This window comes from Chitinophaga sp., from assembly GCF_036569185.1.
Taxonomy (GTDB): Bacteria; Bacteroidota; Bacteroidia; order Chitinophagales; family Chitinophagaceae; genus Chitinophaga.
Genome location: NZ_DATCRD010000007.1, coordinates 1 through 16,753, shown reverse-complemented (window position 1 = coordinate 16,753; position 16,753 = coordinate 1). Strand labels below are relative to the sequence as shown.

Below are 16,753 nucleotides of genomic sequence, written 5' to 3'. Positions count from 1 at the left end.
TATCTTAATTCACCACACTATGTCAAATCGGTTGTTATTAACTTTTACCTTCCTGTGCTGCACCGGCACATTGCTGGCGCAGCGTGTTGTTTCAGATGCCAAGATCGTTTACAAAATGGAGCTGCCGCCTGAGCAGCTGCAGATGGACGCCATGCTGGAGGGCAGCACTTTTACCCAGTATATGCGGGGGCCTCTGAGCAGGATAGATATGAATTTCAATATTGTACATTATACCTACCTGATCAACAGTAAAGCTGAAACCATGACCACGCTGATAGACCAGCATGGCAATAAATACCTGATCCGCGCAGGAAAAGAGCAGTACGAAAAAGACCTGAAACAATACGAGGGGATTAAGTTCCAGGACCAGGAAGAGATCAAGAAAGTAGCGGGTTATGATTGCAGAAAAGCCATTGGTACCATGCCCGACGGAAAAACTTTCGAGGTGTACTATGCCATTGACCTGGTACCGGAAAACAAGCAATACAACCGCCGTTTTGTAAACCTGAAAGGAATTCCCCTGGAGTTTGAGATCCTTACCAAAACAGGATCCAAAACGAGAGTAGTGGCGGTTAAGGTTGAATTATACCCGATCCCTGCTTCTTATTTCGACGTACCAAAGACAGGTTATAAAGAAGTAAGTCAGAAGGAACTACAGAATATGTAGAATAGCCGCTTTATGTGGCGGAAAGGTGGACTTGACCTGTAAATGCCATGAGGATAGCGTAAGGGGATATTGGTTGTAAAATAAAGGGTTATTTCCTGTAAAGATGGGATAGGAAATCTCTTTTCAGAGTGTTAAGTGGCTGGTTTTATTCTTTAAAATACGTATCCCGGCACTTGTTTGCATAGCAAATACACGAAGAAACACTTCGTGCACCCAATAACCAATAATTTCAGGAGAAAGGAACCCGCTCATTCCTGCTGTAGCAACGCTACCGGCGCATGTTTTGACGTGCGGCAGTGATGGCTGGTATGCTTTTGTGACCAACAGGCCGGTATTTTCCGCAGCGCCGGCTTTTTGCCTGTTTTAACCGGCTTTTGCCGGGCGGGGATGGGGGTACATATGCTGAGGATATCCGCTGCAACAAAATTGCGGTTATGGGACGGAGCTCCGGCCTTAATCAGCCTTGCCTGTAATACCAGCATTAAGGTGTCTTTGCCAGGGATCATTAATTCCAGTGTGGCGCCGTTGAAGGGCGTTTGCGGGTTTGCGGTGATGGTGGCTGTGCGGCTACCGGTTATTTTCCCTGTTGCAAAATTGATGCGTACAGCGATGGCTTTTATTTCCAGCAGCGTACCGGCTTCCCGTTCCGGTAATGATTGTGCTGGTATCTGAATAATCCCGCCTGGTAAAATGACGGGGCGGATGGAAAAGAATTTTTCCACGCCTGTGTAGCGATTGAACCGGAAGCCTTCGAGGGACTGCAGGTTTTTTCCGGCGTGGATAAGCGCTTTATTCAGGCAATTGCCCATTGAGCCGCCGGGAAATATATCCAGGCGGGGAACAATGGCCTGCCTGATGAGTTTTCCTTTCCTGCTGGCAATACCAAAGTTGCGGGAAGCCTGCCGTGTGGCCGTTGTCTGACGAACCTTTTCCGGTAAGCTGCGCATACACCAGGCGCCATTTCTCCGGTAGCCGATTACGTTGCCCAGCTTACCGGTGAACTGGATCAAACCTGTTTGTTTTGCCATGAGTTAAGTTTTTATTAAAAGTAAGTAAAGCTTTTATCATGGCAGGATGGCGCCGTTAGTGGTTCACGAAAGGAAGAGCATGGGGTATTGGAGGCTGTGAAAAGCGAGAGCCACCGCACTTAGAATTTATCCAAGGAGAGAGCATGGGGCGTTGGAAGTTGTCTAAAAAAAGAGCCGGTTAAAAAGCTGTTGAACTTTTTAACCGGCCCATATTGTAATTGAAGAAACGTTAAGTTTATTACCCTTTCTTAAGCGGCAGAATGATCTGCAGTTTCTGAAAGTTCATATTGCCAGGAGGTTGTGCCTGTACCTGGACATTGGAAGGAACTACGTATGTAACATTACCTTTTGTATAGGTCATTACCGCTTTCAGGTTAACGACCGTATTGTAGTTATTGGTAGTAGTAAACTTAAAGGCTGAGTTGAAGGTACCGGAGAAGCGGTAACCTGCATCAAGGCTCAGGTTGGTTTTGGGCATAGCTGTATTCAGCACGAAATGCGGGCTGTCAGCTGTTTTTTTCACTTTGTCTTTATTATTATCGGTTGGCAAAAAGCTATTATTCGCCAGCGCATTGAGAGCAAAAAACGCCATTGCGCCCGCTAATAAGCAAGACAATGAGAAAGTGCGTGATATGTGAGTTTTCGCTTTCATTGTAACACAAATGTACAAAATTTTCGATATATCGATAACATCTTCTTAACGCAAGATACGAAGAAATCACAAAGAATTGTTAAAAATATTTTAAAACATTGATTTATCCCAATGTTTAGGCATAGATAAAAGTACTATATTTACATTAATGAGTAAAGACTTTTCATTTTTAAACGAGGATTTTGATGATCTGAGAGACTTGTTGCAGCAGTTTGAAAACCTCAGGGCGGGTAAGTCTCATTCTTTTTTGGACGAAGATTCATTTGAGCAGATCATAGACTATTATGACGAGCATGACGAAATGCCGACCGCATTGCAGGCCGCGGAAATAGCCATCGAACAATTTCCCTACTCCTCCACCTTACTTCTCAAAAAGGCCAACTTACTGATAGAAACCAAAAAATACAAGGAAGCATTGGATTTGCTGGAGAAAGCAGAAGTACTGGACCGCACCGATATTAATCTTTACATACTGCAAACAGACGTTTACCTGGCGCTGAACCAGCATCAGAAAGCGGCTGCCGTGCTGGAAGAACAGATTGAACAGTTTTCGGGAGAAGACAGGACGGAGTTATTGCTGGAGCTGGCCGATGTGTATGACGACTGGGAAGAATTTGAAAAAGTATTCGACTGCCTGAAAATGGCGCTGGAATATGATCCCACCAGTGAGGAGGCGTTGCATAAGATCTGTTTCTGGACAGAGTTTACCGGTCGTAATGAAGAGAGCATCCGTTTGCACACCGCCATTATCGACGAGCATCCGTATAACCAGCTGGCCTGGTTTAACCTTGGAACCGCGTTCCAGGGCCTTAAGCTGTACGAAAAGGCGATAGACGCCTACCAGTATGCGGTGGCGATAGACGAGAAATTTGATTATGCCTACCGTAATATGGGCGATGCGTATATCCGGCTCCGTAAGTATGCAGAAGCGATAGAAGTGCTCCAGAAACACCTGGAAATAGCCAAGCCGGAGGATGTGATCTATGAAGCCATCGGGCATTGTTACGAGCGGCAGCGGAAATTTACGCAGGCCCGTTATTACTACCGTAAGGCTTCCCACCTGAGCCCCAGCGACGATAAGCTGTATTACAAGATCGCTGTGGCCTATATGATGGAAGCCAACTGGGAGAATGCCGCCAAATCCTTGCTGAGCGCACTTAAAATAAATAAAACCAACGCAGAGTATAACATGAGCCTGGGTGAATGCTACCTGGAGCTTGGAAAGAACAAGGATGCACTGGTACATTTCATGAATGCCGTACGTACCAGGCCTAAAAGCGCAGTTACCTGGCAGGAGCTGTTAAAAGGGCTGTATGTATCCGGTTTCCTGGAGGAAGCCCTTGCACAACTGGCCATAGCAGAGGAAAAGGCCGGACGTAAGCCCATTTTTATTTACTACCGGGCGGCCATCCTGATAGCTATGGGTAAAACAAAAGAAGGGTTGCTGCACCTGGAAACAGCCCTGCAACAGGCCCCCAAAATTGTTAAAAAGCTGGTAGAGCTTGACCCTGCTGTATTACAGCATGTGAGCGTGGTAGATCTGATTGCCCAATATCGCCGCAAACGTTAACCAATGTTATTTACTTTAATAAAATAAAGTATACTTCTTATTTTTGCGCCGGCTTTTAATTGTCATGGACAAAAGTCAATAGTATTTCCGGTTACTAAAATTGCATCTACGCTATCCCGAAGTGCCTGGCGAAAATTAGTATGTGTTTTACTGACCAATAAGAAGATAAAAATATTTCAAATGAATTTTAATCTGACACAAATCCCGGAAAGGACAAAGAAGCCCCGTACACATGGACTCACTATGGTAATGGACAAGGGGCTGAGTTTGGAAGAAGCACGAAATTTTTTATCGGTAGCAGGTCCGCACGTTGATATCCTGAAACTGGGCTTTGGCACTGCATTCGTTACGCCCAACCTGCGCGCAAAAATTGAACTGTACCAATCGGCAAACATTCCCGTATACTTTGGCGGAACCCTGTTCGAAGCCTTTGTAATCCGTAACCAGTTTGAAGAATACATAAAAGTGGTAAAGGAATTCGGGATCAGTTACATGGAAGTTTCCGACGGCTCTATCACCATCCCGCATGCTGAAAAATGCGGCTATATTGAGAAACTGGCTAAGATCGGACTGGTGTTGAGTGAAGTAGGCTCTAAAGATGCAGAGCACATTATACCTCCCTATAAGTGGATAGAACTGATGAGCGCTGAGCTCTCCGCCGGCGCTACCTATGTGATCGCGGAAGCGCGTGAAAGCGGTAACGTGGGCATTTACCGTGGCAGTGGTGAAGTGCGTGAAGGTCTGGTACAGGAGATCCTTACCCAGATACCCGCTGAAAAAATTATCTGGGAAGCGCCCCAGAAAGCCCAGCAGCTTTACTTCCTGGAGCTGGTAGGCTGCAATGCCAACCTCGGCAACCTGGCGCCTAATGAAGTGATTTCCCTGGAAGCTATGCGTATTGGTTTAAGAGGAGATACCTTTAACCTGTTCCTCGACAGGGAATAGTTTCAGAAATAATTGCAGGATATTAATTACGGATTAAGGATTGTGGATATGATAGCATCAACACAGCTCCTTAATCCGTTATTTTCATTGGTAATGATCAATTCCCCGGTGCATGAAAATATACGGACTTATAGGCTACCCGCTCAGTCATTCTTTCTCCAAAGGTTTTTTCAAAGAGAAATTTGAGAAGGAAAATATTCCAGGTTGTGTGTATGATAATTTCCCGATACCAGGTATCTCTGAGTTCACATCTTTGCTGGAACAGCATCCGCAGCTGCATGGATTGAATGTTACCATTCCTTATAAGGAAGTGGTGATCCCTTTCCTGGATGAGCTCAGCGATGCGGCTGCGCAAATAGGTGCGGTGAACTGCATTGATTTCAAAAACGGGAAGAAAACAGGCTACAATACCGATGTGATAGGGTTTACCAAATCGTTGCAGCCATTGCTGCAACCCCATCATCAACACGCGCTGGTGCTGGGCACCGGCGGCGCTGCCAAAGCCATTATGTATGCGCTGGAGCAGCTGAACATTACTTACACCGTAGTAAGCCGGCAACCGGTGAATGGGGCTGTGTCGTATGAATCGCTGACACAACAGGTAATGGAAGATCATACGGTGATTGTGAACACCACGCCGCTTGGTATGTATCCAAAAACAGATACGTTCCCCGACATCCCTTACCAGTACCTTAGTTCCAGGCATTTGCTTTACGATTTAGTGTACAACCCGGCGGAAACCGCCTTCCTGCAACGCGGCGCTGCACAGGGCGCTACCATCAAAAACGGGCACGAAATGCTGATACTACAGGCGGAAGCCTCCTGGGAAATATGGAATGCGTAGATCGCCTTCGGCGATGAAATTGTCTTGGAGCAGGATTACGCTGATTTTACTGATTTATTGGATTGGAATTTTTGATTTTAAAAGATTTGGGGAGATAAAAGCGAATATTTACGCTTTTATCTCCCCAAATCTTTTAAAAAATCCCAAGAGTAAAAATCAGGCTAATCAGTAAAATCAGCGTAATCCTGCTCCAAGACAATTTCATCGCCGAAGGCGATCCTACACCGGCTTGATCATGTAGTATACGCAGGTGGTGACGAAGTTCCTGAAGAAAGGAATGGCCGCCACAGGTTTCCATTGCACGCGCGCGTTAACGCCGAATTTGTATTTATAGATAGGATTGATCAGGTAAAACCTGCGTTGGGTGATCTTATACTGCTGGCGCTTTACAATGCGCTCAAAGCGCTCGATGGAAATGCCGGTGGATTTTACATCCATCAGGTCCACCACTACGTCATCGCCTTCTCCGAACATCCGCAGTACGCCTTTGTAGAGCGGGCGTGGAAGCAAATGAATATAAGGCACCATGCTGAGGAATTTGTTTTTACAGATCTGCTGATGGCCTCCATGGGGCATATACCATGGTGGAAAGCCGAAGTATACCTGCCCGCGTGGACTTAGCAACTGTTTGAGATGACCAATGATCTTTTCCTGGTCAGGAATGTGCTCAATGGCATCTTTCAAAATAATAACATCAAAAGAGTTCCGGAATTCTCCCAGGAAATCCAGGTCATAAATATTTTTGGCGATCAGTTTTAATTGTCCGTTGTCGAGATACTGTTGCAGGAAAGTTTTAGCCAGCTCAATACGGTCGGGTGCAAGATCCACGCCTACGCAGTTGCATCCTTTCTCCAGCAGGGGAGTAAGCACGCCGCCTTCCCCGCATCCTACCTCCATTACGCGCAGGCCTTCCAGTTGAGGAAATTCCTGCTGTATGAATGGCAGCACGTAGTCGCGTGAATTATCCACCTGTTGCTTGTGCCGTAGTGTTGCGTCTAAATGATGTTGTAAAGCCATGTATTTAAAATTGCGTGAATTTAATAAAAAGCGCTTAGCTTTCTGCTTTTCGTGGTCTTAAATAAATCCTATAATTGCCGGCCACATGCTGCGGGCTGCCTGCTAATAGCTATCTTTGCGGCATGCAAACGAACGAAAAGACCAATTACCAGGAAGGGGCCGTGATATTGATCAACAAGCCTTTAACGTGGACTTCCTTTGATGTAGTACGTAAAATAAGAAACATCACCAAAGCTAAAATAGGCCATGCCGGCACGCTGGATCCCTTAGCTACCGGGCTGCTGATCTGTTGCACGGGAAAAATGACCAAAAAGATCAACGAATACCAGGCACAGGAGAAAGAATACACCGGCACATTTACATTGGGCGCCACTACGCCTACGTTCGACAAGGAGTCTGAGCCGGAAAATTTTAAAGATATCAGTCACCTTGATGAAGCCGCTATAGTAGCTGCCACCCGGCCTTTTATAGGGGAGATCATGCAGCTGCCTCCCATACATTCTGCTATCAAACAAAACGGGAAACCTATTTACCTGCTGGCCAGGAAAGGAGTGGATGTAAAAGTAGAGCCGAGGAAATTAACTATCACTGAATTTGAGATCACTAAAATAGCATTGCCGGAAGTACATTTCAGGGTAGTGTGCAGCACGGGCACGTATATACGTTCCCTGGCAAACGACTATGGCGCGCAGTTAGGTTGCGGCGCTTACCTGAGCAGTCTTTGCAGAACCCGTATTGGTAATTTCAGTTTGGAGAATGCCACTGATATGGAGGATTTCATTGCCGCTAATTCCGTTCCTAAAACGGATAACCAATAGCGATATTCCAGATAATATTTTCACGGCGCCAGCGGCTGTCTTTCAGATCCCATTCGCTTACATACCAGCCGTTTTTATTCCCGGTGAAGTAAGGTACTTTCAGCGGGATACCCCAATCCAGGCGGATGAGGAAGAAAGAAAAATCCAGTCGCAGGCCCGCACCTGTGCCCATGGCCAGGTCGTGGTACAGCTGGTTGAACCGGAATTCAGAACCGGGGCGGGTAGAATCTTTGCGGATCATCCAGATATTACCCATATCCAGGAAGGTAGCGCCTTTCAGGTTTACGGTGCCACCAAACATTCTCAGCAGATCGAAGCGGTATTCGATGTTGCCTTCCAGTTTCATATCGCCGGTTTGATCGGGGAATGCCTGTGCGGTAGCGGAAGAATCTTTGTAGGAGCCGGGCCCCAGGGTGCGCAGGCGCCATGCACGGATGCTGTTGGGGCCGCCGGAGGTGAACTGCCGTACATATGGAAGCACCTGTGAATAGCTGTACGGGATACCAACGCCGGCATAAGCCCTGGTAGCGAGCCCGCTGTGCAGTCCCAGTTTCCAGAAGTGACGATAGTCTGCTTCTATCTTTACGAAATTCGAAATATTTACATTGGTCAGCGTTTCCAGGTTGGTTTTTTTACCACTGATGCCGTTCATCAGGCTGTTGATGCCGCTGAGCCAGCCCCCTGATTCTTCCACATTCACCCTGAAGTAGCTGTAGTGGCGCTGATGCAGCAGGTCCTGGTTGCTGAAAATAAACGAAACGCTTTCCCCGCCAATGAGTGCAGGTTCAAAGCTGCGTTTCAGGTATGGATTCGTATTTACTACGCTGTCGCGGAAAGCAGGGTCCAGGCTTACTCCCACGTAGTTGAGGGTAAAGGGCCTTACGATCCAGCGTTTGTAGAGTGTTTCGTTCCAGTCGTACCCATAGGATAAATTCAGGCTGGTAACATCAAATTTTTCTATGCGGGAAAGGTAGTTGGCGCCCAGTGTCAGTCTTGTTTTTACGTTGGAGCGGTTGCTTTGTTTAAAATTGAACGGCAGTGCAAAGCGGGGCCAGGTAAGACTTACCTCGCCGCCAAACTGCTTGGATTGCAGCACCCATCCGGATGCCTGGCGCACCAGCTCAATACCGGTGCTCAACGCCATTCCCAGCTGGGTGGCGGTTTTATTCAGGTTGATATGCCGGTAGTTCAGCGTAACACCTGATCCGAGCGTATAATCAGAGCTGTTACTTAACTCAAAGCTGAGCCCCAGTTCCTGTTTGCGCCGGGGCGTCAGGAACAGGTATGCATCGAGGGTATTTAAAGAGTCTTTTGGTTCTTTGTACTGCAGGGTTACAAACTGCCATACGCCGATATCATACAGCTTATTGACGGTATTGGTGTATTGCTGGATAGAATAGGTTTCTCCCGGCCGCAGCAGGATAGACCTGGAAAGAATTTTTGGTTTCAGCATTTCCTGGTGGGCGCGGATGGTAATAAACTTCCGTACATCCTGTTTCAGGGTGCTGTCGTTTGGGTTGCCGTTGAGAGAAAAGTCGGGGTAGGCGTAGATCCTGCCGATGTGGTACTTTTGCCAGGTATCGGCGCTGTCTTCCGGGTTTTTGATGCGGATCTCCACATCCATGGTCAGTTTATCTCTTCCTTTATTTTCATTAAAGATGTTTACAAATCCTTCGAAGGGGTTGAGGGTGTTGCGGAACAGGGCTTTGTTGAGCGTATCTACACTGAATTCTATGGCATCGCGGTTAAATTTATAGTACCCTGCATCTTTGATAAGGCGGGTGAGCCTTTCCCTTTCGCTGCCCAGTGTGGCTGATTTAAATACAACGCCTTTCTTAACCAGCGATAGTCCTTCATTTGCTTTTACAATCTGCAGGATGGCGGAATCGGGAACGTTGTAGCTGATCTTGTCTATTACGAAGTTCTTTCCGGTATTAACCCCGTAGGTAACGCTGGTTTTATGGCGGGATGTTTTTTCCTCATAGTTTACGCTGGCATAAAAGAAGCCCTGGTTGTGGAGGTAGCTGGTCATACGTTCCACTGATTCTTTGGTTTTGGTGGAATCATAGACCACGGGTTCTTCCAGGTTCCTTTTAGCGAGTACGATGTTCCAGAACCAGTTGGATTTTTTTTCGTTGTACTTCTGGTTATAGAGCCATACTTTGATGCGGCTGTTGAGCAGCTTTTTATTGGGCTGTTGCGTCATCAGCGATTTGGAAGAAAGGGAGCTACGCAGATCCTGTTTTTCGGAATTGAGGATTTCCCCATCTACATCTACTTTGGCGCTGGTGTATAAGGTCTGGTTTTTCTGGAGATACCTGGTATTGGAGCAGGCCGCCAACGTGAGTATTACCGCCCATAGCAGCAATTGTTTCAGCAGTAAGTTTTTTGAATTGGGAAGCAGCTGCATCACGGGCGAAAACGTTGTTAAAATTTTTTAAGGTCAATGCTGACAAACGGGTAACCATGCCTCTTCTTGGCTGATTAAAAGAAATCGTGTAGGTTTGATCCCATGTTGTCAAAGGCGCAAATTAAATATATTCAATCATTACAGCACAAAAAAAACAGGCAAAAATCCAGCCAGTATGTGGCAGAGGGTGACAAGATTGTACAGGAGCTGCTACAGGCGGGCATGCCGGTGAAAGGAGTATTTGCAACGGCCGATTGGCTGGAGCAGCATGGCTCCCTGGCCGGCCGTATGCCGGCAGGTACTGTAACTGAAGTGGATGCTGCGGTGCTGAAACAATTGTCGTCGCTCACAACGCCCAACCGTGCCATGGCCTTACTGGATATGCCTGCACCTGTAAATCCGCTGCCCGCCCCCGGAACGGTGGCACTGGCGCTGGAGGCCATCCAGGACCCGGGTAATATGGGTACGCTGATCCGTATTGCCGACTGGTTCGGGATCCCTCAGATCATTTGTTCGCCTGATTGTGTGGATGTATATAACCCTAAAACCATACAGGCTACTATGGGCAGTATGATACGGGTTCGTATAGCCGAATACGGTATCCGGGAATTGTTGCAGCAAACAAAACTCCCTTCTTATGCCGCTACGCTTCATGGAAAGAATATTGCGGAGTTTCCCGCTATCAAAGAAGGCATCATCCTGATTGGTAATGAAGGAAGAGGATTAACGGAAGATGTTACCGCAATGGCTACACACCGGATCACCATTCCCCGGATCGGTGGCGCCGAATCATTGAATGCCGCGGTAGCTGCGGGGATTATCTGCGGCCGCCTGCTTATTTAACTACTCATGAGCCCCAGGATACTTTTCATTTTGATATTATTGTTTTCCTGTAATCACGCTGTGAAACGGAAGGTAACACCGGCGTTTTACTACTGGAAGCAAACCTGGACGGGTAACAGCGCCGAGTTGAAATACATGCAGGAACTGCCTGCCAGGCGGCTGTATGTAAAACTGTTTGATGTAGATGTGAACGGGGTTACGCAGGCGCCCACGCCGGTAGCAGTGTTTAATCAAAAGGCTGCTTTTCCTGCGGGGGTGGAAATAGTACCGGTGGTATTCCTGATGAATGAAGTATGGGCGCATCCTGATCCCCGGCTGGCGGCTAATGTGGCCCGGCTGATGGAACAACTGTGCGATTCCCTGCCGGCGGGCAGTATAAAGGAGATTCAGCTGGACTGCGACTGGACACAAACTTCCCGGGATGCTTATTTCTCCTTTATAAAACAGATCCGGCAAACGCCCTTTTTCCGGCAGCGGCGCGTATCGGCTACCATCCGCATGTACCAGGTGAAGTATAAAGTACGCACCGGTGTGCCCCCGGTAGACAGGGGCTTGCTGATGTGCTATAACATGGGCGATCTGCGTAAGCCGGGATCGCATAATTCCATCCTCGATACAGATGCTATGGAATCCTACCTGGGTGAGAACCGGGTGGCAGAATATCCATTGCCTTTAGACATTGCATTACCCTTATTCAGCTGGAGCGTTTTATTCCGGAACGGCAATACTTATACCGGTATTTTAAGAAATATCGGTACGCAGGAATTGCAGGATACCACTATCTTTGCAATGGATGAAAAACAATTGTATACCGTGCGGAAAGATACCCTGCTGAATGGATATCCCTTAAAACAAGGAAATATTATACGGCGTGAAACCATTGACCAGCCGGCATTAGAAGCGGCGGCAAAAATGGTGGCAAAACAATTGCGCACGCCTGACCCGGTTATCATATTTTATCATCTTGATTCAACAACCCTGAAAAATTATCCCCTGAATGAACTACAAAAAGTTTGTCGTTTTTTTAATTAGTTTTTGTGCCGTATTCTTCGGTAACGTGATTTATACTTTATCCTGCGGGCCTACACCGGATCCGTATGATTATTACGTTTCATTTTTCAGTCCGTATACCAAAGGCAGCGGTTATGAGCCTTTTTATTATACAGCCCTCACCAGTTTTTTTGGGAATCCTACACCTTCTGAAGAAACGGCTAATGTGGCCGACTGGCAAAACTATGCCGGCAGCGGGGTAACGGGGAAGGATATACGCGAATGTATTTATACCTATTCAAAGGAGCAGTTATCTGCCATTGCAGAAGGCAGTGCCGCATTACCGGACAGTGTGAAGAAAAACACTTTTGCACAGTTCCTGGGTAAGGAAAAGAACCGGGAAGCCGCGCGTTACCTGTTATTTGCCAAATCCTGCGAACCGGCTGTAACCATGGAAGACCAATGGACGGCGCCGCAGCGCAATAATGTGTTGATGGAGGCATTGTATAAAGAAGGGCAGGAGCTGCATGATAAAGTAAAGGATAAGGATATCCGTGACCGTTATAGTTTCCAGCTGATAAGGCTGCAGCATTACAGTCGCCAGTATAAAGAAGCGGTGGCTTCATTTGACCAGCTGTTTGGAGAAAAGGAAAGATCTTCGCTGGTGTATTATAAGGCGCTGGCGCTCAAAGCAGGCGGTTTGTACCACCTGCAGGATTCTGTGCAGAGCGCTTACCTGTTTTCCCGGGTGTTTGAAAAGGCGCCGTCGCTGCGGCTTTCCTGTTTTACCAGTTTAATGTGGACGAATGCCAGCGGAGAACAGGTGTACCCGTTGTGTAAGGATAACCATGAGAAGGCGATGGTTGCCGCTATTTACGGCTTTACCAATGCTGAGCCGGATGTAACGGCTATCCGTAGGGTGTATACGTTTGATCCTGCGTCTCCTGCACTGAATATATTGTTGGGAAGAGAAATTAATAAGCTGGAAGATGCTTACTTCAGCCCGTTGCTGGGAGAAGGCCAAACAGACATGGTGGGCATCAGGGAAGGGTCTTCGGAAGAAAGGAGCAGGATGCTGGCGAAGTTAAGTGAGTTGCAAACGGTAACAGATAGCCTGGTTCAAAAGGGTAAATTAAAAGATCCGGACCTGTGGCGGGTTTCATCTGCCTATCTTTCCTATATCCGTAAAGATTACCCGGCAGCTGCGCAGCAGCTGGCGGCAGTACGCACCAAAGATCCCGAAATAAAAGACCAATGGGAAATTGTGAACCTGCTGGTAAACATCAACCAGCAAAAAACAATTGACAGCACATTTGAAGCGAAGCTGCTGCCTTCCCTGAAATGGTTTGATACAAAAACCGCCGGTATCGGGAATTACTGGAACAGGGCCTGGGACGGCAGTGATGATAAACGTTTTGCGTTTGGTAAAATTTACCGTAACCTGTTGTTTGCCATACTTGCGCCACGTTATCACCGGCAGGGGGAACTGGTAAAGGAGTCGCTGATCAGGGGCCGTTGTGATTTGCTGAATATGAATGACTTTTTTGTTTCCGGTCAGACTTCGCTGGACCAGATCAACAACGATATGAAACCGGCAACGTTGATACGCCTGAAGGAGTTCCTGCATCAACCGGTAAAAACGCCGTATGAATCTTACCTGGCAAGGTTCATTCCGGACAATATTAACCTGGATCAGGCTATAGGAGTGAGTTATGTACGGCTCCATGATTTCAGTAATGCGCGCGACTGGTTTAAAAAAGCAGGGGACGGTGCACTGGAAGTTTCCTACCAGGTATTCCATGAGCAACTGCAGGATTTCGGGGAAGATACTGCTGTAGCGTCATACACTAAACCCATTACGCAGCTGCAGTTTTGTGAGCGCATGTTACAGCTGCAGGAGAAGATGAAAACAACGCCGGTTCCGGCAAAAGTATATTACGATTATGCCACCGCCTTATTCAGTATTTCCTATTATGGCAGGACATGGTATTTCGTGAAAGGTTACCGCCCGAGCACTTTATGGTATTCGCCGGACTGTGATAAAGACGCTTTTGAAAAGCAGTATTTTGGGTGCTACGCGGCTGAAAGTTATTATGTGAAGGCGGCGCAGGCCAGTACAGATAAGGAGTTCAAGGCACGGTGCGCGTTTATGGCGGCCCGTTGTTCCCAGAAGCGGACTGCCAGCAGGGAGGAGCGCAACAAGTATATTCACGCATGGATCAGTAACCGTTATTTTCCGTTGCTGGCAGGCAGTTATGGAGAAACGAAATTTTACCGGCAGGTATATAACCAATGCAGTTACCTGCGTGATTATGTGAAAAGTACCTGGAAGAAATAATTATTTAAACTGGATGGCTTTTACCGGTGTGATGCGCCGGATAATCCTTGCCGGCACCTGTAGTATAAGGATACAGATGAGGAAGGTGCCTATGTTGATCAGCAGGATATCGATCCAGTGCAGGGATACGGCTGCTACCGACATGTAATAGGATTCTTCCGGCAGTTTGAAGATGCCGGTGGCCTGTTGGAGGAAAGCAATGCCCAGCCCGAAGAAGTCGCCGATCAGTATTCCCAGGATAACAATATAAGCAGCCTGGTATACAAATATTTTCTGGATATCCCAGTTACGCATACCCAGTGCTTTGGCAATACCTATCATATTGGTGCGTTCAAGGATGAGGATAAGGATAGCCGTGATCATATTGATGATGGCAACGATGGTCATGATCACAATGATGATCAGCTCATTCTGGTTTTGCAGTTGGAGCCAGTCAAAAATGTTGGGATAAATATCCCGGATGGTGCGGGTAAAGAGTTGGTCGGGCAATGCGTTGTTGTCCATATACCGCGCCAGGGAATCCATGGTGCGGTAGTTATTGATAGACAGTTCATAGCCGCCTACCTCGTTGGGGTCCCAGTCGTTGAGCTTGCGTACCAGGTTAAGATCACCAATTACATAAGTTTTATCATATTCCTCTATACCGGTTTTAAATATGCCCGTTACCGTTAGTTTGCGTGCGCGTGGTGGCAGTCCGCCTCCCTGTATAAAATAGATGATGGCCTTATCATTTACTTTCAGCTGCAGTTCCCTGGCCATGTATTCGGAGATCATAATTTCCGGGGCGTAGGAACTATCGTTGAACTGCAGCAGGTTACCGGTCTGGAGGAAGCGTTTGAGCTGTGGCCAGTCGTATTCTTTATCAATTCCTTTGAAGATGATCCCGTCTATTTCCTTTTCGGATTTTATAATGGCAGATTTGGTAGCGTAGTTACTAATGGATTTGATACCAGGTACTTTTTTAAGGCTGTCCAGCAGGCTTTGGCGGCTGTGAAAGGGAATTTCTTCAGTGAGCGGGCCTGCGTTCGGCTGGTATTCATTGATGTGGATATGGCCCCAGAAGCTGAAGATCTTTTCCTGGATCACCTGCTGAAAACCATTTACCAGCGCTGTTGCCAGGATCATTACCGCTACGCTCACCGCCGTGGCGGCTACTGCGATATTGATAATGAACTTTGAGAAAGAAGACCCCTTATTGAAAGCAATCCGTCTGGCAATAAAAAATGATAAACGCATAGAACAAATATAGGGAAAAGCTGAAAGTGCAGCGCATAAAGCAAAAAGGTACGCCAATGGGTGCGGGGCCGGATAAATATTTTATCTTCGCCGGGATCATTTACTACCGGGTTTTGGCTTCCGGCTTTCCGCTTTTAATCGTAACTTGAATTATATCAATTGCCTCATATGCGTACAGCAGCATTATTTTTTACAATAGCTTTTGTTGCCTGCCTGTTTAACAACAAGGCATCTGCACAAGTGAACGCCATTACCCCTGACCATGTGTACCACAACAATATCAGATCTGTGAAGTTTAACCAGGCTGGTGATCCGTTGAGCTTACCCATGTATACTATTGGTACCGGTGAGAAGCTGGAGCTTTCGTTCGACGACATGGACAATGATGTGAAGAACTATTATTATTCTTTTGTGCTTTGTAATGCCGACTGGACGCCGGCGCCGGTGAACCAGTTTGATTATATGCGTGGATTTTCTGAAACCAGGATCCTGAACTATAAGTTATCCAGTGTATCATTACAGCGTTATACACATTACAGTGTACAATTGCCGGGCACAAACAGTTATCCTGTAAAATCAGGTAATTATATGCTGAAGGTATACCTCGACAGTGATACTTCGCAGCTGGCCTTTACCCGCCGGATGTATGTGGTGGAAAATAAGGCCAGTATATCAGGATTTATCCAGCAGCCTATCGCACCCAAATTGTTCCGTACGCACCAGAAGATCAACTTTGAAATCAATACCGGCGCCCTGAATATCCAGAATCCGTTTGACCAGATCAAAGTGGTGGTGCTGCAAAACTACCGTTGGGATAATGCGCTCACCAAACTGAAGCCGCAGTTTATTAACGGGAATATTTTAAAGTACAATGCAGAGCAGGACTGTATCATGCCCGCCGGTAAAGAATACCGCTGGATCGATCTGCGTAGCTTCCGCCTGCAAACGGAGCGGGTGCAGCGTTCAGAATATCATAGTAACAGCACGGATGTATTTGCCGTAACGGATTACGAAACAGCCGATAAGCAATACCAGTTTATTAAAGACATCAACGGGAAGTATTACCTGGCTACGCTGGATGATTATGATCCTAACTTTGAAGGGGATTATGCCACTGTGCATTTCTCTTTTGGCGCCCCGGAACCTTATGCGGGGTATGATATGTATATTTTCGGGGAGTTTACCAATTATGAGCTTAATGACAACAATAAGCTCACTTATAATGGCGCCAGCCGTGCTTATGAAGGTAATATTTTCCTGAAGCAGGGGTACTATAATTATATTTACGGGCTGGTGGATAAAACTGCGCCCAATCCCAGGTTTGATACTGATATGACGGAGGGGAATCATTGGGAAGCGGAGAACAACTATACTATTTTGCTGTATTACCGGGCG

Annotated in this window: 14 protein-coding genes; 9 read left to right on the top strand and 5 right to left on the bottom strand. The window is 46.9% G+C overall.

Translation table 11 applies throughout. The annotated features are described in order from the left end of the window. Positions 1-19 precede the first annotated feature (19 nt). Entirely contained in the window at positions 20-667 is a 648-nt protein-coding gene (locus VIM72_RS00410) for a hypothetical protein (RefSeq protein WP_332000895.1), read from the top strand. A gap of 248 nt (positions 668-915) precedes the next feature. Here the strand turns inward: VIM72_RS00410 and VIM72_RS00405 are convergent, their stop codons facing one another. Together VIM72_RS00405 and VIM72_RS00400 are read right to left on the bottom strand one after the other, a co-directional pair. Then, on the bottom strand, positions 916-1,695 hold the full coding sequence (locus VIM72_RS00405) for a hypothetical protein (RefSeq protein WP_332000894.1): 780 nt from the start codon (positions 1,693-1,695) through the stop codon (positions 916-918). 238 nt (positions 1,696-1,933) lie between these two features. Next, positions 1,934-2,218 carry a hypothetical protein gene (locus VIM72_RS00400; RefSeq protein ID WP_332000893.1) on the bottom strand — a complete coding sequence of 95 codons (285 nt, stop codon included), beginning with the start codon at positions 2,216-2,218 and terminating at the stop codon, positions 1,934-1,936. Positions 2,219-2,495: 277 nt separating this feature from the next. Here VIM72_RS00400 and VIM72_RS00395 point away from each other — a divergent pair, with 277 nt between their 5' ends. The 3 genes from VIM72_RS00395 to aroE all read left to right on the top strand — a co-directional run bounded on the left by VIM72_RS00395 (position 2,496) and on the right by aroE (position 5,706). Continuing rightward, positions 2,496-3,917, top strand: a complete 1,422-nt coding sequence (locus tag VIM72_RS00395) for a tetratricopeptide repeat protein (RefSeq protein WP_332000892.1) — start codon at positions 2,496-2,498, stop codon at positions 3,915-3,917. Between the two features lie 180 nt (positions 3,918-4,097). Further along, on the top strand, positions 4,098-4,862 hold the full coding sequence (locus VIM72_RS00390) for a phosphosulfolactate synthase (RefSeq protein ID WP_142686024.1): 765 nt from the start codon (positions 4,098-4,100) through the stop codon (positions 4,860-4,862). A gap of 112 nt (positions 4,863-4,974) precedes the next feature. Continuing rightward, positions 4,975-5,706, top strand: coding sequence for a shikimate dehydrogenase (aroE, locus tag VIM72_RS00385; protein ID WP_332000891.1), 732 nt, complete (start codon positions 4,975-4,977; stop codon positions 5,704-5,706). A 219-nt stretch (positions 5,707-5,925) separates the two neighbouring features. On the opposite strand, the gene VIM72_RS00380 is transcribed toward aroE, so the two are convergent. Beyond that, positions 5,926-6,723, bottom strand: a complete 798-nt coding sequence (locus VIM72_RS00380; RefSeq protein WP_142686026.1) for a class I SAM-dependent methyltransferase — start codon at positions 6,721-6,723, stop codon at positions 5,926-5,928. Between the two features lie 122 nt (positions 6,724-6,845). Between VIM72_RS00380 and truB the strand changes: the two genes are divergently transcribed. After that, the gene (gene truB / locus VIM72_RS00375) at positions 6,846-7,541 is read left to right on the top strand and encodes a tRNA pseudouridine(55) synthase TruB (protein WP_332000890.1); all 696 of its coding nucleotides are present in this window, start codon (positions 6,846-6,848) and stop codon (positions 7,539-7,541) included. On the opposite strand, the gene VIM72_RS00370 is transcribed toward truB, so the two are convergent. After that, complete coding sequence (locus VIM72_RS00370; protein ID WP_332000909.1) at positions 7,522-9,951, bottom strand: BamA/TamA family outer membrane protein; 2,430 nt, start codon at positions 9,949-9,951, stop codon at positions 7,522-7,524. The genes truB and VIM72_RS00370 overlap by 20 nt on opposite strands. Positions 9,952-10,053: 102 nt before the next feature. Here VIM72_RS00370 and VIM72_RS00365 point away from each other — a divergent pair, with 102 nt between their 5' ends. The 3 genes from VIM72_RS00365 to VIM72_RS00355 are packed head-to-tail and all read left to right on the top strand — an operon-like array spanning position 10,054 to position 14,122. Next, entirely contained in the window at positions 10,054-10,794 is a 741-nt protein-coding gene (locus tag VIM72_RS00365) for a TrmH family RNA methyltransferase (RefSeq protein WP_414648885.1), read from the top strand. Between the two features lie 60 nt (positions 10,795-10,854). Further along, positions 10,855-11,826 carry a hypothetical protein gene (locus VIM72_RS00360; protein WP_332000888.1) on the top strand — a complete coding sequence of 324 codons (972 nt, stop codon included), beginning with the start codon at positions 10,855-10,857 and terminating at the stop codon, positions 11,824-11,826. A gap of 25 nt (positions 11,827-11,851) precedes the next feature. Then, a complete protein-coding gene (locus tag VIM72_RS00355; protein ID WP_332000887.1) occupies positions 11,852-14,122 on the top strand; it encodes a hypothetical protein in 2,271 nt (756 codons plus the stop codon). On the opposite strand, the gene VIM72_RS00350 is transcribed toward VIM72_RS00355, so the two are convergent. Next, positions 14,123-15,358 carry an ABC transporter permease gene (locus VIM72_RS00350; protein WP_332000886.1) on the bottom strand — a complete coding sequence of 412 codons (1,236 nt, stop codon included), beginning with the start codon at positions 15,356-15,358 and terminating at the stop codon, positions 14,123-14,125. 168 nt (positions 15,359-15,526) lie between these two features. On the opposite strand from VIM72_RS00350, the gene VIM72_RS00345 reads away from it, so the two are divergent. Beyond that, a partial coding sequence (locus tag VIM72_RS00345) for a DUF5103 domain-containing protein (protein WP_332000885.1) occupies positions 15,527-16,753 on the top strand: 1,227 nt, incomplete at its 3' end.

Bases quoted from the DNA above. Each gene is read 5' to 3' on its own strand.
- VIM72_RS00410 (WP_332000895.1), top strand. From the start codon at position 20: ATGTCAAATCGGTTGTTATTAACTTTTACCTTCCTGTGCTGCACCGGC.
- VIM72_RS00405 (WP_332000894.1), bottom strand. From the start codon at position 1,695: ATGGCAAAACAAACAGGTTTGATCCAGTTCACCGGTAAGCTGGGCAAC.
- VIM72_RS00395 (WP_332000892.1), top strand. From the start codon at position 2,496: ATGAGTAAAGACTTTTCATTTTTAAACGAGGATTTTGATGATCTGAGA.
- VIM72_RS00390 (WP_142686024.1), top strand. From the start codon at position 4,098: ATGAATTTTAATCTGACACAAATCCCGGAAAGGACAAAGAAGCCCCGT.
- aroE (WP_332000891.1), top strand. From the start codon at position 4,975: ATGAAAATATACGGACTTATAGGCTACCCGCTCAGTCATTCTTTCTCC.
- VIM72_RS00380 (WP_142686026.1), bottom strand. From the start codon at position 6,723: ATGGCTTTACAACATCATTTAGACGCAACACTACGGCACAAGCAACAG.
- truB (WP_332000890.1), top strand. From the start codon at position 6,846: ATGCAAACGAACGAAAAGACCAATTACCAGGAAGGGGCCGTGATATTG.
- VIM72_RS00370 (WP_332000909.1), bottom strand. From the start codon at position 9,951: ATGCAGCTGCTTCCCAATTCAAAAAACTTACTGCTGAAACAATTGCTG.
- VIM72_RS00365 (WP_414648885.1), top strand. From the start codon at position 10,054: ATGTTGTCAAAGGCGCAAATTAAATATATTCAATCATTACAGCACAAA.
- VIM72_RS00350 (WP_332000886.1), bottom strand. From the start codon at position 15,358: ATGCGTTTATCATTTTTTATTGCCAGACGGATTGCTTTCAATAAGGGG.